Annotated in this window: 16 protein-coding genes; 4 read left to right on the forward strand and 12 right to left on the reverse strand. The window is 48.2% G+C overall.

The features are described 5' to 3' along the window. Positions 1 to 35 precede the first annotated feature (35 nt). The 8 genes from ACEPST_RS02050 to ACEPST_RS02085 form a co-directional block, all read right to left on the reverse strand. The gene (locus ACEPST_RS02050; protein ID WP_125765679.1) at positions 36 to 581 is read right to left on the reverse strand and encodes an NYN domain-containing protein; all 546 of its coding nucleotides are present in this window, start codon (positions 579 to 581) and stop codon (positions 36 to 38) included. A 30-nt stretch (positions 582 to 611) separates the two neighbouring features. Next, positions 612 to 1379: a 23S rRNA (guanosine(2251)-2'-O)-methyltransferase RlmB gene (rlmB, locus tag ACEPST_RS02055; RefSeq protein WP_204120982.1), complete on the reverse strand. Its 768-nt coding sequence runs from the start codon at positions 1377 to 1379 to the stop codon at positions 612 to 614. After that, the gene (locus ACEPST_RS02060) at positions 1379 to 1786 is read right to left on the reverse strand and encodes a Mini-ribonuclease 3 (protein WP_125765677.1); all 408 of its coding nucleotides are present in this window, start codon (positions 1784 to 1786) and stop codon (positions 1379 to 1381) included. Before ACEPST_RS02060 ends, rlmB begins: the two co-directional genes overlap by 1 nt. Beyond that, positions 1786 to 3198, reverse strand: a complete 1413-nt coding sequence (gene cysS, locus ACEPST_RS02065) for a cysteine--tRNA ligase (RefSeq protein ID WP_395390476.1) — start codon at positions 3196 to 3198, stop codon at positions 1786 to 1788. Before cysS ends, ACEPST_RS02060 begins: the two co-directional genes overlap by 1 nt. A gap of 241 nt (positions 3199 to 3439) precedes the next feature. Further along, positions 3440 to 4930, reverse strand: coding sequence for a glutamate--tRNA ligase (gene gltX / locus ACEPST_RS02070; RefSeq protein ID WP_203638980.1), 1491 nt, complete (start codon positions 4928 to 4930; stop codon positions 3440 to 3442). Positions 4931 to 5082: 152 nt separating this feature from the next. Beyond that, complete coding sequence (locus tag ACEPST_RS02075; protein ID WP_203644603.1) at positions 5083 to 6261, reverse strand: PIN/TRAM domain-containing protein; 1179 nt, start codon at positions 6259 to 6261, stop codon at positions 5083 to 5085. A 33-nt stretch (positions 6262 to 6294) separates the two neighbouring features. After that, positions 6295 to 7677 (reverse strand): DNA repair protein RadA, encoded by a 1383-nt coding sequence (radA, locus tag ACEPST_RS02080; protein WP_204120984.1) that lies wholly within the window; start codon positions 7675 to 7677, stop codon positions 6295 to 6297. 92 nt (positions 7678 to 7769) lie between these two features. Then, positions 7770 to 8309 (reverse strand): dUTP diphosphatase, encoded by a 540-nt coding sequence (locus ACEPST_RS02085; protein WP_204120985.1) that lies wholly within the window; start codon positions 8307 to 8309, stop codon positions 7770 to 7772. A gap of 702 nt (positions 8310 to 9011) precedes the next feature. On the opposite strand from ACEPST_RS02085, the gene ACEPST_RS02090 reads away from it, so the two are divergent. From ACEPST_RS02090 to ACEPST_RS02105, 4 genes are all read left to right on the forward strand, one after another. After that, the gene (locus tag ACEPST_RS02090) at positions 9012 to 9356 is read left to right on the forward strand and encodes an N-acetyltransferase (protein ID WP_203644592.1); all 345 of its coding nucleotides are present in this window, start codon (positions 9012 to 9014) and stop codon (positions 9354 to 9356) included. A 5-nt stretch (positions 9357 to 9361) separates the two neighbouring features. Beyond that, positions 9362 to 10048 carry a ribose-5-phosphate isomerase RpiA gene (gene rpiA, locus ACEPST_RS02095; protein WP_204120986.1) on the forward strand — a complete coding sequence of 229 codons (687 nt, stop codon included), beginning with the start codon at positions 9362 to 9364 and terminating at the stop codon, positions 10046 to 10048. A gap of 205 nt (positions 10049 to 10253) precedes the next feature. Further along, positions 10254 to 11060, forward strand: coding sequence for an aldo/keto reductase (locus ACEPST_RS02100; RefSeq protein WP_204120987.1), 807 nt, complete (start codon positions 10254 to 10256; stop codon positions 11058 to 11060). Between the two features lie 373 nt (positions 11061 to 11433). Further along, the gene (locus ACEPST_RS02105) at positions 11434 to 12768 is read left to right on the forward strand and encodes a C1 family peptidase (protein WP_204120988.1); all 1335 of its coding nucleotides are present in this window, start codon (positions 11434 to 11436) and stop codon (positions 12766 to 12768) included. A gap of 128 nt (positions 12769 to 12896) precedes the next feature. On the opposite strand, the gene ACEPST_RS02110 is transcribed toward ACEPST_RS02105, so the two are convergent. Genes ACEPST_RS02110 through ACEPST_RS02125 form a run of 4 tightly spaced genes read right to left on the reverse strand, consistent with a single transcriptional unit; the run spans position 12897 to position 17076 of the window. Then, positions 12897 to 13628: an L-ribulose-5-phosphate 4-epimerase gene (locus tag ACEPST_RS02110; RefSeq protein ID WP_204120989.1), complete on the reverse strand. Its 732-nt coding sequence runs from the start codon at positions 13626 to 13628 to the stop codon at positions 12897 to 12899. 12 nt (positions 13629 to 13640) lie between these two features. Further along, positions 13641 to 14525, reverse strand: coding sequence for an L-ribulose-5-phosphate 3-epimerase (locus ACEPST_RS02115; RefSeq protein WP_204120990.1), 885 nt, complete (start codon positions 14523 to 14525; stop codon positions 13641 to 13643). Then, positions 14522 to 16054 carry an FGGY-family carbohydrate kinase gene (locus ACEPST_RS02120; protein ID WP_204120991.1) on the reverse strand — a complete coding sequence of 511 codons (1533 nt, stop codon included), beginning with the start codon at positions 16052 to 16054 and terminating at the stop codon, positions 14522 to 14524. The genes ACEPST_RS02115 and ACEPST_RS02120 overlap by 4 nt, the downstream gene beginning before the upstream one ends. A gap of 14 nt (positions 16055 to 16068) precedes the next feature. Next, positions 16069 to 17076, reverse strand: a complete 1008-nt coding sequence (locus tag ACEPST_RS02125) for a hypothetical protein (RefSeq protein ID WP_204120992.1) — start codon at positions 17074 to 17076, stop codon at positions 16069 to 16071. Positions 17077 to 17137: the final 61 nt, after the last annotated feature.

Here is a 17137-nt window from a genome sequence, read left to right on the forward strand (position 1 = left end):
CATCAAGCACCCACACCATCCCCCACAATTGAGGCTTACGGTTTCTTTTTTCGTTTTGGCTTGGCCATCATCTGGTCGCGAAGCTTTTCCAACTTGTACAGCTGTTGGTCATTCCACGGCGACTTGCGCACGATACCCTTGTCCGCAAACTCACGGGCGGTCTGTTTCACTTCGTTTTGCGCCCGCTCGATGTCCGTCAACAGTTCCCCGGCTGGAATTCGCAGGGCCCCCTCCGAAAAGATGGTCCACTGCTCTGCCTGGTCACTGGTGGCAACGGTCACCTGTGTGAACCGCGTCTGCCGTTCCTTCGCTAATTTTTCAATATAGCTGTCGGCGGTCTCATCACGGTTCGTCCAGACGACCTCCAAATCAAACTGCTTATAGCTCTTGGAAATGCCGGGCACGTACATGGCATCAAACACCACCGTGATCTTGGCATCCCGCAACTTTTTATAGTTGGCCAGCATGTTCAACAGCTCATCCCGCGCTTCTGGTAACCGGTCCGTTAACTTCAGCCGGTTGAGTTTGGGCCAGTTGCCGATCATGTTGTAGGCATCGACAATTAAAATGTCTTCTTTCATTACAACTTACCCCTCGCTCGTCACCGTTCCTTAGTGTTGAACCGGGTGCCGTGAACTGAATCCTTGATACATCAACAGTCCCGCAGCGACACTCGCGTTCAAGCTCTGCACTTCACCCACCATGGGGATCGTTAACATTTGGTCGACGGTTTCCTTCAGAAGACGGGAAATGCCCTTGCCTTCGTTCCCGATGATCAGGGCACTGGCGCCCTTAGCGTTCCAGTCCCGGTAGTCGGTCCCGGCCATGTCGGTCCCAAAGACCCAGACACCGCGGTCCTTCAGGTCATGCACGGTGTTGACCAGGTTGGTCACCCGGGCAACGGGCACGCGTTCGATGGCACCGGTCGAGGTCTTGGCGACGACTGATGTCAACCCCACGGCCCGGCGCTTAGGGATAATCACCCCGTGCACACCACTGGCATCGGCCGTCCGTAAGATAGACCCCAAGTTATGGGGATCTTCAACGCCGTCTAGAATCAAGAAGAAGGGCTCTTCGCCGGCCTTTTTGGCGTTGGCGAAGAGGTCATCAACCGTGGCGTATTCAAACGCGGCCACCCCTAGTGCGACCCCTTGGTGATTTTGGTGGTCGGTTAAGAGGTCCAACTTTTGCTTAGGCACTTCGGAAATCACTAAGTGTCGCTTCTTGGCCAATTGGCGAATTTCGTCAATGGCCTCAGCCTTTAAGCCACTTTGGAGAAAGACCTTGTTAATTGTTTGTTGACTCCGCAATGCGGCGACGGCTGGGTGCCGGCCAATCACGAAATCGTTACTGGTTTCGGTATTTGCTTGTTCTGTCATTATTCAGTCCGCCCCGCTTCTACTTGTTCAATGCACCATTGGCCGAGTTCATCCACGCGGTCCTGCCGCCCACTCAAGGCCAGGTAGCCCATTAAGGCTTCAAAACCGGTTGAGATTCGGTAGGTCACAACGTCCGTGTTCTTGGCGTGGGTGTAGCTCTTGGCGTTACGCCCGCGTTTGAACATGGTCCACTCGTCCTCACTTAAAATGCCGTCTTGTTCCATTAGGCTGATCAAGGCTGCTTGGGCCTTGGCCGACACGTAATGGGTGGCTTTCTTTTGTAAATGATTAGGCTTGGCTAAGCCTTCCGCAATCAGGTGCCGCCGTATGATGACTTCATAGGAAGCATCGCCCATGTAGGCCAGTGCCACCCCATTCAGTTGTTGATAATCTACTGTCGCTGTCATTAATTTTCCTTTCGCCAACGCGTCCCTTGGGGCGTGTCTTCCAAAATAATTCCTTGGTTCTTCAATTGTTCTCTGATTTCATCGCTGCGTTCAAAGTTCCGGGCCTTCCGGGCAGCTAAGCGTTCATCGATCAAGGCTTGAATCCCTTCGTCGCCTAGACTCGTGGCCTCGGCCAACTTCACGCCAAAGACACTGAGCAGGTCAGCCAACGTCTGACGCATGAATTCTAGCGTCCCAGCAAAAACCACGGGCCGTTCCGCATAAACGTTGCCCAGACGAGACAGCTCAAAGACTTCGGCCACCCCATTTTGCACGTTAAAATCATCATCCATGGCATCAATATAGTCGGCAACAATTTGCCGGGTTTCCTGTTCAACCTTAGGATCATTGCCGTCTTCGGCATCCTTCAGTCGGTAACCCATGTTGTTGTACGCCGTCTGGAGCCGTTCCAGGTTGCGTTCCGCCGTATCCAGGTTCTGTTGCGTGTACTGGATAGGCCGACGATACTGGGTCGTTGCCATGAAGAAGCGCAACGTCTGGGGATCCACGGTCTTCAAAATATCATGGACCGTGACGAAATTACCGAGCGACTTGCTCATCTTTTCGTCATCATCGCCCACCGTGACGAAACCGTTGTGCATCCAGTAATGAACAAAGGTTTTGCCAGTCTTGGCTTCACTCTGCGCAATTTCATTTTGATGATGAGGGAAGATCAAGTCCTCGCCACCACCATGAATATCGAAGGTATCGCCCAGGTAGTGCGTCGACATGACCGAGCACTCAATGTGCCAGCCCGGCCGACCGGCGCCCCAAGGAGATGGCCAGGAGATTTCGCCCGGCTTAGCACCCTTCCACAGGGCAAAGTCGACGGGATCTTCCTTGCGGGCGGTCTCCTCATCATTGGTATGCTGAGAAGCCCCCTCTTCCAGGTCATCCAGGTTCAAATGGGCCAATTCGCCGTAATGGGCAAACTTATGTGCCCGATAATAGACGTCCCCATCAACCGGATAGGCGTAGCCCTTATCGATCAAGTCCTGAACAAAGGCCACAATCTCAGTGATGTGGTCGGTTGCCCGAGGATTGACCGTGGCGGGTTCCACGTTCAAAGCTGCCGTGTCTTCCTTAAAGGCCGCAATAAACTTGTCCCCCAATTCAGGCACGGTAACGCCTTCTTTGCGGGCTTCATTGATCATTTTATCATCGACGTCCGTGAAGTTAGACACGTAGGTCACTTGATAGCCCCGATACTCAAAGTACCGTCGAATCGTATCAAAGGCAATGGCACTCCGCGCATTCCCAATATGAATGTAATTGTAAACGGTTGGGCCACACACGTACATGTTGACCACTCCCGGGGTAATCGGTTCGAATGTTTCTTTCTGGCGAGTCATGGTATTAAAAACTTTGAGCATGCCGAAGCTCCTTTCACGTCATTAGTTGAATTATAGGTTAAATTAATCCTGCTGGCGGCTAGTTACCTGTGCCCCCGATCAGGCTGACATCGACGCGACGAATTGACACGCCGACGAGACCCTTTAAATCAGGCAAACCAAGCAGGACCAAATGAGTTAGCTCCATTGTAGCATATTCACCCGATAACAAAGAAGCCGAATGAGCGCCAATTGGCCCTCATCCGGCTTCTTTACCAAATCATTAGCCTTCTAATTGTGCTAAGGTCTGGTGAATGTGTTCTAAGGCGGTTTCCCGTCCAACTAATTCGATGGATTCTGGTAATTCTGGTCCGTGCATTTCGTGGGTCACGGCAATTCGGATTGGCATCCAAAGTTGACGACCCTTAATGCCGGTCTTAGCTTGAACGGCCTTGATCACGTGGAAGATTTCTACGGAATCAAAGAGGTCGAGCTTTTCAATTTGGGCAGCGAATTCCTTCAAAACGACGGGTGCCGTTTCGTTGTTGATTTCGTCAAAGGCTTCACCACTGACTTGTTCGGGTTCTTCAAAGAAGACCGAAGCCATGTCATTGATTTGGGCCATGTAACTCATTTGTCGCTTGTACAAATTGATTAATTGACGCGCCCATTCCAACTTCATGTTGTCTGGGTTAGCAGGAATGTTGCCGGCCTTGATCAATTGCTTCAAGGCCAAGTCCATGATGGTGCTGTCATCAGCATCCTTCACGTAACGGTTGTTCAACCATTCCAGCTTGTCGCTATCAAAGGTGGCTGGTGAAGAGCTCAAACGCGTTTCATCATACATCTTGATAAATTGCTTGCGGTTAAAGATTTCATCTTCACCGACTGGAGACCAGCCCAACAACAGAATGAAGTTGAACATGGCTTCTGGTAAGTAACCCAGGTCGCGGTATTGTTCGATGAATTGTAAGACAGATTCGTCACGCTTGGACAGCTTCTTACCGGTGTCCTTGCTGATGATCAGGCTCATGTGGCCAAACTTTGGGGCTTCCCAGCCGAATGCTTGGTAGATCATCAATTGTTTTGGCGTGTTGGCAACGTGGTCATCGCCCCGGAAGACGTGGCTGATGGCCATCTTGTGGTCGTCAACGACAACGGCAAAGTTGTAGGTTGGCATCCCATCGCGCTTGGCGATAACAAAGTCCCCACCAATGGTGTCGGAGTTAAAGGCCACGTGACCCTTAACCATGTCGTCCCATTCAAAGACTTCATCCTTGGGTACGCGGAAACGAATAACAGGCTTCAAGCCCTTAGCCTTAGCGGCGTCAATGGCAGCTTGCTTTTCTTCTTCGTTCATCCCAGCATATTCGTATTCGTAATGTGGCATTTCCTTACGTGCCTTTTGGGCTTCACGGTCGGCAGTTAATTCATCTTCCGTCCGGTATGATTCGTAAGCTTTGCCTTCGTCCAACAATTGTTGGATGAGTGGCGTGTAAATGTCGCGGCGTTCAGACTGACGGTAAGGACCGTAGTCGCCACCGACGTCAGGACCTTCGTCCCAATCCAAACCGAGCCACTTCAAGTTTTCTAATTGGCTCCGTTCACCGTCAGCGATGTTCCGTTTCGTATCCGTATCCTCGATCCGAATGATGAACTTACCCTTGTTGTGACGGGCAAATAAATAGTTAAAAATGGCCGTCCGGGCATTACCAATATGCAAATGACCGGTTGGGCTCGGAGCGTACCGAACCCGAATTGAATTTTTCGCCAAAACGTTTGCGCCTCTTTCTAAATTTTATTACGTTAATTTGGTGAAACCTCGTCATAATTTTATGACGCAATGCTTTAATTCTACAATGCCGTCGCGGAAAAATAAAGGCGTGAGCCTCAATCCTTTCCAGAAATGTGAAATTGTCTAGTCCATTACCGTGAACGTTTCACGTTTTTGGACTCGTTAGACCCCTTCTTACCGGCATCGGCTTGTTCTTCAATGTTCTTGCTAGAATGCAGTGGCTTGGCAAAAATCATTCGCCCAGCATCCGTTTGAATGGCACTGGTGACCACAACATCCAGTTGTTTGTTGATAAAGTACCGCCCGTCTTCGACCACGACCATCGTGCCGTCGTCGAGGTAAGCGACCCCTTGTTGGCGTTCCGTCCCGTTCTTCACGACCATTACGTGGAGGTTTTCTCCAGGAATGACGCGTGGCTTCAGGGCGTTAGCTAAGGAGTTAATGTTCAGCACCTGAACATTTTGGAACTGGATGACCTTGTTCAAGTTGTAATCATTGGTGACGATGACCCCGCCGTTTTGCTTGGCCAACGCAATCAACTTGCTATCCACCTCAGGAATGTCTTCGAAGTCGCCTTCGTACATTTCAATTGGCATGATATGTTCATTTTGCAACTTGTTCAGGATATCTAATCCCCGGCGACCACGAACCCGTTTGATTGAATCGCTAGAATCCGCGATGTACTGGAGTTCGTAGAGCACGAAGTTCGGCACCAGTAACGTGCCTTCCAGGAAACCCGTCTTGGCTAAATCATAGATCCGCCCATCGATTAAGATGTTGGTATCCAAGATTTTGTAGTGATGGAAATTAGGTTCCGTTTCCTTGTCCAAGACCTTCTTGTCGGCCTCTTCCTCAGCCTTTTTCCCGCGGGATTGGAACAGCTTACGCCACTCCTCCAGCCGAATCTTGCTGAGCCGAGCCCCGATACGGAATCCAAAGTAACCGAACAACAACATCAGAATCCACGGAATCACCGTGCCAATGAAAAATGACGGCACGTGGAATAGAAACTGCGAAATCAGCAGCGCCAAGGCCAGACCGACAATGGTCAGCAGGCTACCGAAGATAATGGTCATCGGATTTTGCTTGTTCAGGTACGTTTCAATGCGGTTGATCAGTCGGAGAATCACGCCCGCGAAGAGGACTCCAAGAATAAGGAAAATAATGGCACCAAGCAAAATATCCACGATAACGTTGTTCAGTAACCGACTGGTCACCCCCATCAGTAGCCAGAGTCGGGAGAAGTAAGCGGCTCCCATGACCCCACCTAAGATGGCGAAAATAATTAACACAACCGTTTTTTTACGCATATTTGTTCACCTCCCTTCAAAGGTCCCTGTCGCTTACACGCCGAGGGCTAATTTTAACGCTTGCCGCAAAGTGGAGACCCCAACGACATCAATACCCTTGGGCGCCGTCCAACCTTGGAGGTTATTCTTAGGAACAAAAATTCGTTTGAAACCGAGCTTCTTGGCTTCGGCCACCCGGGATTCAATCCGGTTGACCCGGCGAATTTCACCAGTCAAACCGACTTCACCCACGAAGCAGTCCGTTGGTGCCGTGGCCGTATCGCGATAGCTGGAGGCAATGGACAAGGCGATGGCCAAGTCAATCGCTGGTTCATCCAGCTTAACCCCACCAGCCGCCTTCAAGAAGGCATCCTGGTTCTGGAGCATCAGGTTGGCCCGTTTTTCCAGAACCGCCATCAACAAGGCTACTCGGTTACGATCCAAGCCGCTGGAGGTCCGCTGGGCATTTCCGAAGACTGAAGGTGAAATCAAGGCCTGAACTTCGACCAGAATTGGCCGCGTCCCTTCCATTGAAACCACAATAGCGGAACCCGTCGCATCCTTGAGCCGTTCCTCCAGGAAGATTTCCGACGGGTTGGCGACCTCGTACAGGCCACCCTCGCGCATTTCAAAAATCCCCAGTTCATTGGTTGAGCCGAAACGGTTCTTGACCGCCCGCAGAATCCGGTAAGTGTGGTGCAGGTCTCCTTCAAAGTAGAGCACGGTATCCACCATGTGCTCCAAAATCTTAGGACCGGCAATCGCGCCACCCTTGGTCACGTGACCCACCACAAAAATCGTAATGTTATTGGTCTTGGCAATCTGCATCAGTTCACCAGTGACGGCCCGAATTTGTGAAACGGAACCAATGGCGGACTCAATACCCGGTGCCTGCATGGTTTGGACGGAGTCAATCACCACATAATCCGGCTGCATCTGCTCGATGTTGGCCCGGATGCTAGCCATGTCCGTCTCGGGATAGAGGTAGAGGTTATCGCTGTTGACGACTAATCGGTCGGCCCGCATCTTGATCTGTGAGGCACTTTCTTCACCGGAAACGTACAGCACCTTACCACCGGTCTCACTCAGTTGGCCAGAGACCTGCAGGAGCAACGTGGACTTCCCGATACCGGGGTCCCCACCAATTAAGATGAGAGAACCGGCCACGATACCGCCACCCAAGACCCGGTTGAGCTCTTCCATCTTGGTCTTGGTTCGAGCCTCTGAGGAATGCTTGATGTCCTTCATTAATTGGGGATGAGATTGTTCGCTACCTACCGCAGTCCGCGTTGACTGAGGCTTAGCCTTTGCGGCCGTAGGTGTGACAACTTCTTCCATCATGGTATTCCACTCACCACAGTTCGGGCAACGCCCGAGATAACGCGGTGAACTATAATCACAATTTTGACATACGTAAGTCGTTCTTGGTTTAGCCACGGAGATCCCCCTTTTTCTTAGTCTGAATACCTATATTTTAGCATATCTAGCGGGTAATCCCCCACTAGTCTATCAGCGTCAATTGTAAAGTTTTAGTTACGGTCAGACGACCCAAATCCACCGGTCCGCTGTTGTTGCGGCGCCTGCTCATCATCAGCCAACAAATACGGCATGAACAGGCCCTGCGCAATCCGTTGGCCCTTCTTGATGACCTGGTCCTTTAACCCAACATTGATTAACTGGACGAAGATTTCGCCCTCGTTCTTTTCATTATTGTAGTAATCCGCGTCAATCACCCCAATACCATTTGGTAAAATTAGGTTGTGCTTCAACGGACTGCTGGACCGGTTGGCCAGGATCAAGACCTCGCCTGGTTGCATGTAGGCCTTAACACCTGTTGGTACCAGCCAGGGCTTCAGGTCGCTTTGACCGGCCAGTAATTCATCGGTCGTCAGCTCATTCTGGTGCCGGAGTCGCTTAAACGCGTGGAGCAAGTCGTGCCGCCAAATGGATGGCAGGGTAAAGTCTGCTGCACACTCAAAATCGTAGCCAGCCGCCTGCTGGGTGGTTCGGTACGGCAGTTTTAGTCCTTGGTTGGCGTACTTGCTGACAATTTCAAATCCTCGTTGCATGTCAAAACACTCCTTTGATAGTCTTTTATCCTTGCTTTTATGCGAGTTTAGCTTTCATTGCGCCTCCGGGCTGGTGAAAATGGACCGTGACGCTGTGGGCGCACGTCTGGAGCCAAAGGACGGTCTCCAGACTTACTTTGAGCCGAAAACCACGTCTCAAAGATAGCAGTTACCTAAGCGGGAGACCCGCTAAGGTAACTCCCACGGCTGAGTCCATTTTCACCAGCCCTGCGGCTTACATTGGCTTAGCCCGTATTCAACTAGTCCATCTGCCACTGTCTTCCACCCATCATCTCAATCAACCTGATAACGGCTAGAGCAACGGAGAACTTCATCGATATATCCCTGTCTCTTGATTCAACGACTTTTACACAGATGGCAGCCAGCTAATTTCTGATTGGCCTAGTTACCGTGAGTTATTAATTTTACCATTTACACCAGCATTCGCAACGATTATATCCGAACTAGCAGGGCGAATTGGTCGAGCGCCTTTCTTTAGCTATTAGGTTTTCTGATTTAGACACTATAGACATGCCAATTCGACCATCCCCGCAATGCCTACTTTAGTGTAAGCAACCTCCCCCGGGATTACCAGCAAAAGTCTGGCCAGCGCCAAACTTTTTTGCCGGGGAAAAGGAGTTGACATTGACCGGCCGATAGAACAGAATTAGAGGCGAGACTGGTCATGAAAGGAGTTTACCCATGACGATTACGGAACAACCCGGGCAATTGCAGATTACCCAAGACGAGCAGCTGCTGGCAAGCCTACACTACCTGTGTTTGAGCGACACCAGCTGGGTGCTTGAACAAATCTTTGTCCGCCCATCACAGTCCGCCACGACGCTAGCTGACCAGCTGATAAATCGTTTTACCCAACTGGCAACGACCGCGAACGTGACGGTTAAACTGCTTGATCCGTACGCCAAACGGTACTTCAGCCAGCACCCCGAGGAACAGGCCATTTTGGCAGCTAATCAGCTACCCGTGACCGGTGACGCGGCGGTCAAGCCAGTTGCTTTACATCTAGAACACACAGAAGAGGAGTAGTTAAGATGGATCAAAACGCATTAAAAGCCCTTGTTGGCCAAGAAGCCGTTAAGTACGTTAAGGACGGCATGATTTTAGGTATCGGGACCGGTTCGACCGTCCGTTACATGATCGACGCCCTCGGCGAACGGGTCAAGAATGAAGGCCTCAGCATCATTGGTGTGGCCACGTCCGACCGTTCCGCTAAGCAAGCCGAATCCCTCGGCATTACCATCAAGCAATTAGATGAAGTCGACCACCTCGACCTGACCATCGATGGCGCCGACGAAATTGACGACAACTTCCAAGGTATCAAGGGTGGCGGTGCCGCTCACCTTTGGGAAAAGATCGTTGCCATCAACTCCACCAAGAACATGTGGATCGTGGATGAAAGCAAAATGGTTCACCACCTGGGCAAGTTCCCCTTGCCACTGGAAGTCATCCCCTTTGGTTCCAGCCACGTCCTGGAAAAATTAGACAAGATGGGCTTCAACCCTAGTTTCCGGATGCAAGAAGACGGCAGTCACGTCTTAACCGACTCCAAGAACTACATCATCGACCTGCACCTGGGCCGCATCGACCATCCCCACGAATTAGCCAACACGTTAAATGGCATCGTGGGTCTCGTGGAACACGGTTTATTCCTGGACACGGTCAACACGGTCATCGTTGGTCGTCAAGACGGGCCAGAAGTCCTGAACGCTCGCGACTAATTTTTGCAAGAGTGGGACAAAGGGCGGTTAGCTGGTTCCGCCATATAAATATTGTAATAGCAAACGCGCCTGGGGTTTTCTCCTAGACGCGTTTTTTGTACACCTATCAATATATTGCTGTCGTTAAGACCCCACCCATGAAACTAATGACTCGGTAGTGTATCATTAACTTATGCATTAAATATTTGTAGAGCGAGGTAAAGACATGGAAACGACAAAGTTAAGCAACGGCGTGACTATTCCAATGTTAGGATTCGGGACTTATTTAATCGATAGCAAGGACGTTCCCGCATCAATCAAGACAGCTTTAGATGCTGGTTACCGGCACCTCGATTGCGCCCACATTTACGGCAACGAACCAGCCGTTGGCGCGGCAATCAAGGCTTCCGGCGTTGACCGGACTGACCTGTTTATCACCTCTAAGGTTTGGAACGCCGATCAAGGCTACGACACGACCCTGGCCGCCTTTGACAAGACGTTAGCCGACTTACAGCTGGACTACCTGGATCTCTACCTGATCCACTGGCCTAACGAAGAAAACTTCGACCTAACCTTGGATACTTGGCGTGCCTTAGAAACCCTGTACCAACAAAAGAAGGTTCGGGCCATCGGGGTGTCTAACTTCTCCAAGGACCAGCTCGAACAGGTCTTTGCCATGGCCAAGGTTAAGCCAATGGTCAACCAAATCGAACGCCACCCCTACAAGGTACAGGCCGACTTAGGCAAGTTCGATACGGACAATGGCATCGTCAACGAAGGCTACTCCCCAATCGGTCACGGCCACTTGATTCTCGAAGACCCCGTCATTTCGAAATTGGCTGACAAATACGGCAAGTCCCCTGCGCAAATCGTTTTGCGGTGGCAAATCGATACGGGCTTCGTGGTCTTTCCGAAGTCTTCCAAGCCAGCCCGGGTGCGCGAAAACTTTGAAATTTCCGGCTTTCACTTAACGGACGCTGAAATTGCTGAAATTAATGGGTTGGATCAGGACAAGCATTTGAACTACGACTAAACTGGCTGGTTTGCTGAAAGTGATTAACTGGCGCTAGTCTGAAACACTTTGATTTAACTTTCAACCTTTAGATTTAATTACCAAAAGGACGTCCCCTCAACAACTGAGGCAGGACGTCCTTTCCATTTACTTTCGCCGCTTCAGCAACAACCACACCAACCCAATAACCGTCGCCCCAACAGCGCCCAAAACCACAATGTAAAAAATACTATCCGCAATAGCCACGTCAACACTCCCCTTTTCACTTCGTTTAGTCCTAGTATCCACAAACCATCCCCGCCTGTCACCACATTTTTCACCAACTTGCCCAATTCTATACAAAAAATGAGAAGATTGGAGTACAATGAGAGAATAAGATAGGAGAGTGACGTCATTGAGTAAAGAAATCACGGCGGATCAAACCGCCCGTTATCAACAAGCTTTAGCTACTGACCCAACCGCGAAGGTCTTAGAACGCGCCGTCAGTCATCAAGGTATCTTAGCAACGTCTGCCGATTACGCTTCCGAAACCGACATGACTCCCGTGTTCTCCATTGACTTGGACACCGGGAAAGTTGCCAACCAAAAGCAAAGTGGCCGCTGCTGGATGTTTGCCGCATTGAACACCATGCGTCATCATTTAGCCGACCTGTTTAACTTAAGTGACTTTGAATTATCCCAAAACTACACCAACTTCTGGGACAAATTTGAAAAAGCGAACTACTTCTACGAAAACGTCTTGGCCACCGCTGACCAACCTACGTCTAGCCGGAAGGTTGCCTTCTTAATGGCGACCCCTCAACAAGACGGTGGGCAATGGGACATGCTGTGTGCCATCATTCAAAAATACGGGATCGTGCCAAAGTCCGTGATGCCTGAAACTTACAACAGTTCCAAGTCTAACGAACTCAACAGCACGTTGAACCTGAAGCTGCGTAAGGATGCCGTTATCTTACGTAAGCTGGTCGCTGACAAGGCTAGTGCCGATGATATCGCCGCTGCCAAAGACAAGATGCTCGGCGAAGTTTACCGCTTACTGAGCTTCTCCCTCGGCGAACCCGTCAGCAAGTTTGACTTTGAATACCGTGACGATGACAAGCAATACCACATCGACAAGGACTTAACGCCAAAGTCATTCTTCGACAAGTACATCAACTGGGACTTGACCGACTACGTGTCCATCATCAACGCCCCAACCGCTGACAAGCCATACAACCACACTTACACCGTTGAAATGCTGGGTAACGTGGTCAGTGGCCGTCAAGTGAAGCATTTGAACGTTACGATGAAGGACTTCAAACAATTAGCCATCAAGCAATTGCAGGCTGGCCAATCCGTTTGGTTCGGTTGTGATGTTGGTCAATCTTCCGAACGTCAAAAGGGAATCATGGACACCAAGTACTACGACAAGGATGCCCTCTTCAACATCGACTTCTCCACGACCAAGGCAGAACGCCTGGACTACGGGGAAAGCATGATGACCCACGCCATGGTTTTGACTGGTGTCGATTTAGTCGACGGCCAACCAACCAAGTGGAAGGTTGAAAACTCCTGGGGTGAAAAGGTCGGCACGAAGGGTTACTTCGTGATGAGCGACGCCTGGATGGACGAATACTGCTACCAAGTTGTTGTGAACAAGCAATTCTTGCCTGACGACTTGAAGCAAATCCAAGAAACTGAAGAACCAACTGTTTTGGCCCCTTGGGATCCAATGGGTGCCTTAGCCTAAGTTGTTGGTCACTAGAAAACGCCTGAGATTTTTATCTCAGACGTTTTTTAGTGCGTACTTTAGTCAAAAATTTTGGCTCTTTGTCAACTAGTATTAAAACTTACTAAAACTGATACAAAATGAAAGTTTTACTTTTCTCGTGCAGCATGATCTTTAGAATGCGCGTTGTTTTGGCCATAATAGGCGTTCTTTCCATGCTTACGCAAGTAATGCTTATCTAACAAGTATTGTGGCAATTCGCTATTGGCACGTGTTAATTGCATCGTGTGATAATCTTCTTCTGCAACAACCTCTAGTACCTTAGCGTTATACACCGCTTTATCAGGAGTTGGCCCCCAAGCAAATGGACCATGCTGACTAACCAATGCAGCCGGAACTGCCTCGTAATCGATTTCACGTTCGTTAAAAGTTTTAACGATGGTTTTTCCTGTGTTACCTTCGTAGTCTTCCTTAATTTCTTCTTCAGTTAAGGCATCTGCGGCCGGAACATCCCCATAAAATGTATCGGCATGCGTGGTATTCATCGCTGGCACGTCCATCTTAGCTCCAGCAAATGAAACTGCCCAAGGCGAATGAGTATGCACAATTCCACCAATCTTTGGGAAATGGTTGTAAAGATAAGTATGCGTAGGCGTGTCACTGGACGGATTCAATTCACCTTCCACGACTTTCCCATCTAAATTCACAACAACCATATCAGAAGGCTTTAAATCATTGTAATCAACTCCAGAGGGCTTAATCACGAAAAGCCCCTTTTCACGGTCAATTCCTGAAACGTTTCCCCAAGTAAAAGTCACCAACCCTAGTTTCGGCAAGCGCATATTTGCTTCATAAACTTCTTGTTTTAAACTTTCAAGCATAATTTATTCTCCTTATTTTGCAACCGATACCGGCTCTTGAGTAATCCCGACTTTTTGAAAAAGATCATCAAAAAACTGCTTGGCTTTTTTAACTTCTGCTACGGCATCCTCAGAGGTCCCGGTCCACATCTCAATCGTATAACTACCAGAATAATTTAAGCGTTCAAGTAGTCGTAAGCACCCTTCAAAATCGACACAGCCTTCACCAAAAGGAACTTCCTTAAACTTCCCCTTAAACGTTGGCGTAACCGGTAATGTGTCTTTTAAGTGCACAGCCGCAACGTGCTCAATATTGTTTTCCAAATCTTCAGAAACATCATTTTCTGGCCAAGCAGAAATATTTCCTAAATCTGGATATCCTTGCAAGAATGGGCTCTTGATCATCGTCTTGTAGTGAACAATTTTGCTCATCGAATTGATGAATGGATCATCCATGGTTTCAATAGATAGCGTCACAAGCTTTTCGGCAGCCATTCGGACACACTTCGTTAAATTCTCAGCAAAGTATTCTCGTGATTGGACTGTTTTCTTTTCATAATAAACATCATATCCAGCTATCTGAATATTACGTATACCCAAATCAACCGCCAAGTTAATTGCCTTTTGCATCATATCCAAAGCCTTAGCCCGAATTTCTGGATTAGCTGAGCCTAACGGAAAGCGACGATGCCCGGACAACATCATGGTGTTAATTCGACTATTCGTATTCCACATTGCTTGCCTAAACTCGGCGCGTTGCTCTTTACTCCAGTCCAATCGTGCTAACCGCTCATCACTTTCATCAATTGAAAACTCCAAAAAGTTAAAGCCCAATTCATGTACTAAGTTAAATTTTTCTTCCCAACTAAGATTCTGTGGCAAAGCCTTTTCGTAAATTCCTAACGCATTTACTGTCATTGCACTACTCCTTCCTGGAAGCTCTTCAAGGGATTCCAATGACCATCTAAGGCAGTCAAGAGCGACTCATAGGCCTGATATTTTTGATTGTAGATAGCTACCTGTTCTGGTCGGGGTTCATAACGTGTCTTAACCCGTGACATTTTGGCAACCGCTTCCTCTAAGTTGGAATATTGTCCAATTCCAACAGCAGAGGCTATCGCCCCACCTAAACCACCAAGCTCATTAGCTTCAACCAACTCGATTGGTAAGTTTAAAACGTCAGCAAACATTTGAACCCAACTTGGCGAGTTTGTACCACCACCAGACATACGAATGACTTGTGGTTGGTTCCCTAATACTCGTAGTAAAGACTGAACATGATAACGATGGGCGAATGCAATTCCTTCATATACGGCACGAATCATTTCAGATTTAGTGCTTGCACTACGCAAACCGATAAATGCTCCAGAAGCTTCTGGGTCAGCATTGCTACCATACAAGAACGGAAAATAAATCATCTTTGAGAATGTCGCATCTGTATTTTCAAGAAAGACCTCAAGATTGTCGTAGATTGACTTACCATTAGCTTCCGCATCTCTCTGTTCTGCTGTCATCAACATTTTGATCATGATAGCTAGATTTCCTGCCGAAGTCGGACTGGATGCTTCAATAAGCTTCTTCCCGGTTGGAAAGATTGAATTCATTAATCCACTCTCTTCAGGGGCCATGTGGTCATTAGGAAAAATGTTCATATTCCAAGTTCCCGCAATTAAGCTAAACTTATCATTATCCAGCACCCCTGTTGCAATCGCACAGGCATCAATATCAAACATACCGCCAAAGACTGGTGTCCCAGCCTTTAATCCAGTGAAACCCTCAACATTAGTGGAAACTGTTCCACATTGGTCAGTTGCTTGAACAAGCTTTGGTAATTTGTCAGTCATTTCTGGAATACCAAAGAAATCTAATAATTTGTCATCATAAGTCTTCGTATTCAGGTTTACTAAATTATTTCCTGAGGCATCTCCAATTTCTTGGAAAACTTCTCCCGTCAGCAAGAAACGAATAAAGTCTTTATTCGAGAGTACAAAACCTATTTGCGCATAATTCTGCGGTTCATGGTCCTTCAGCCATCGCAAAATCACCGGTGCCTGACTAGGCATGACATGCTGATGACTAATATCAAAAATCTCGTGGACTCGCTGTTCAAATCCCTCAGCATATTCCTCCGCCCGACTATCAGCCGAAAGAATCCCATCCATGAAAACGTGCCGTTCACAATCTAACGTATAGAGACCTTTTCCATGGCCTACAGTTGAGATGCCGCTGATTTGGCTACCCGACAAATGCGCTTTTTTTAACGCCTTCTGAATAGTTTTACCTAAGTCCTGACGTAGTTCTGCCAGATTAACCTCATGGAAACCTGATTGCCGTTCACGATTTTTTGTAGGAAACGCCGCAACTGCAAGCTGCTGTCCTTGATCATTAAAGATGGCAACTTTCGTATTAGTTCCCCCATTATCAATGGTTAAAAAGTTGTTGGACATATTCACCCACACTCCTATTCCAAATCGATAGCGTACACTGCGACCTGATTGGCTTCTCGATTAGCTGATAACAAATAAGTTCGCCCATTTTTTTCGTACACTGTTACATTGCTTGGTCCAACCTGTTGATCAATTAATTGTGCATCCAAATTTTCACTAGAAATGAGTTCCAGATTTTGTTTCCCTGATCGCCAACCAAAGATAAAGTAATCACGATTCCCTAAGCGACCACCCCAAATTGCATGTCCAAATGGTGTATCAGCTTTGCTCCGGGTAATGGACTTAAAATTATCATCTGAAACACGCAAGTATGGGCCATGAAATCCTTCAATCGTCAAATATTCTTGACGTCCATCCTGGTTGACGTCAGCGCTAAAAATATCGGAAGTTTCAATGTCTGAAAGCTGTTCTAGCTTCCAGTCAGAAGCTTCTTTTGGTGGCGTCAACTTAAAGATTCCTTGAACACCAGTGATTAAAGAATAACCACTCATTCGTTTATAACCGTGATTTTTAGTCAGTGTGAAGTTTGGTAATGCCCGTAACTTATCGACACGATTTTCGTTGTCTTTGTACTCGCCAACCCAAACTTTTCCAGGATCTGTCCAGTCGTCGGTATCCTTTTTAGAGTTAGCAATCGAACAACCTACGAACCAATAGCCTTTGCCATCAGATTTAGGCAAGATATCAAATCGGTGAATATACGGGAAGTCACCAATAACCGTTTGGTCCCATTCGCTTCCATTAAATGTTTCCTTCACAATTCTGCAAGCAGCAGAATTGAATCCCGGATAAAATCGCTGTGTGGCTAAAAAGTTTAGTGTCCCTGGAATCTGAACCATTGTCATGGTTCCACCAACATCTGGCCAGACGGTTACTCGTCGATAATCATCATTTAAGTCATACGCATAGCAGGGCTTATTTTCTTCCGAAGCAACAACAATAAAGTCGTAATCATCATGCTTCAGTCGCATGATTGCATAGCAGTGATCCAATTCATCTTTGAAAACTTTTTCAAATTCCAAAATTTGCCTCCTAGTTAACCGGTTAACAAAAGTGCTAAAAGTAAACCACTCCCTTCAAAGA

Origin of the sequence: Levilactobacillus sp. FUA 3915, from assembly GCF_044053135.1 — a bacterium.
GTDB classification, from domain to species: domain Bacteria; phylum Bacillota; class Bacilli; order Lactobacillales; family Lactobacillaceae; genus Levilactobacillus; species Levilactobacillus lanxiensis.

Coding starts and splice junctions, on each gene's coding strand:
- ACEPST_RS02050 (WP_125765679.1), bottom strand. CDS start 581: ATGAAAGAAGACATTTTAATTGTCGATGCCTACAACATGATCGGCAAC.
- rlmB (WP_204120982.1), bottom strand. CDS start 1,379: ATGACAGAACAAGCAAATACCGAAACCAGTAACGATTTCGTGATTGGC.
- ACEPST_RS02060 (WP_125765677.1), bottom strand. CDS start 1,786: ATGACAGCGACAGTAGATTATCAACAACTGAATGGGGTGGCACTGGCC.
- cysS (WP_395390476.1), bottom strand. CDS start 3,198: ATGCTCAAAGTTTTTAATACCATGACTCGCCAGAAAGAAACATTCGAA.
- ACEPST_RS02075 (WP_203644603.1), bottom strand. CDS start 6,261: ATGCGTAAAAAAACGGTTGTGTTAATTATTTTCGCCATCTTAGGTGGG.
- ACEPST_RS02085 (WP_204120985.1), bottom strand. CDS start 8,309: ATGCAACGAGGATTTGAAATTGTCAGCAAGTACGCCAACCAAGGACTA.
- ACEPST_RS02090 (WP_203644592.1), top strand. CDS start 9,012: ATGACGATTACGGAACAACCCGGGCAATTGCAGATTACCCAAGACGAG.
- rpiA (WP_204120986.1), top strand. CDS start 9,362: ATGGATCAAAACGCATTAAAAGCCCTTGTTGGCCAAGAAGCCGTTAAG.
- ACEPST_RS02100 (WP_204120987.1), top strand. CDS start 10,254: ATGGAAACGACAAAGTTAAGCAACGGCGTGACTATTCCAATGTTAGGA.
- ACEPST_RS02110 (WP_204120989.1), bottom strand. CDS start 13,628: ATGCTTGAAAGTTTAAAACAAGAAGTTTATGAAGCAAATATGCGCTTG.
- ACEPST_RS02115 (WP_204120990.1), bottom strand. CDS start 14,525: ATGACAGTAAATGCGTTAGGAATTTACGAAAAGGCTTTGCCACAGAAT.
- ACEPST_RS02120 (WP_204120991.1), bottom strand. CDS start 16,054: ATGTCCAACAACTTTTTAACCATTGATAATGGGGGAACTAATACGAAA.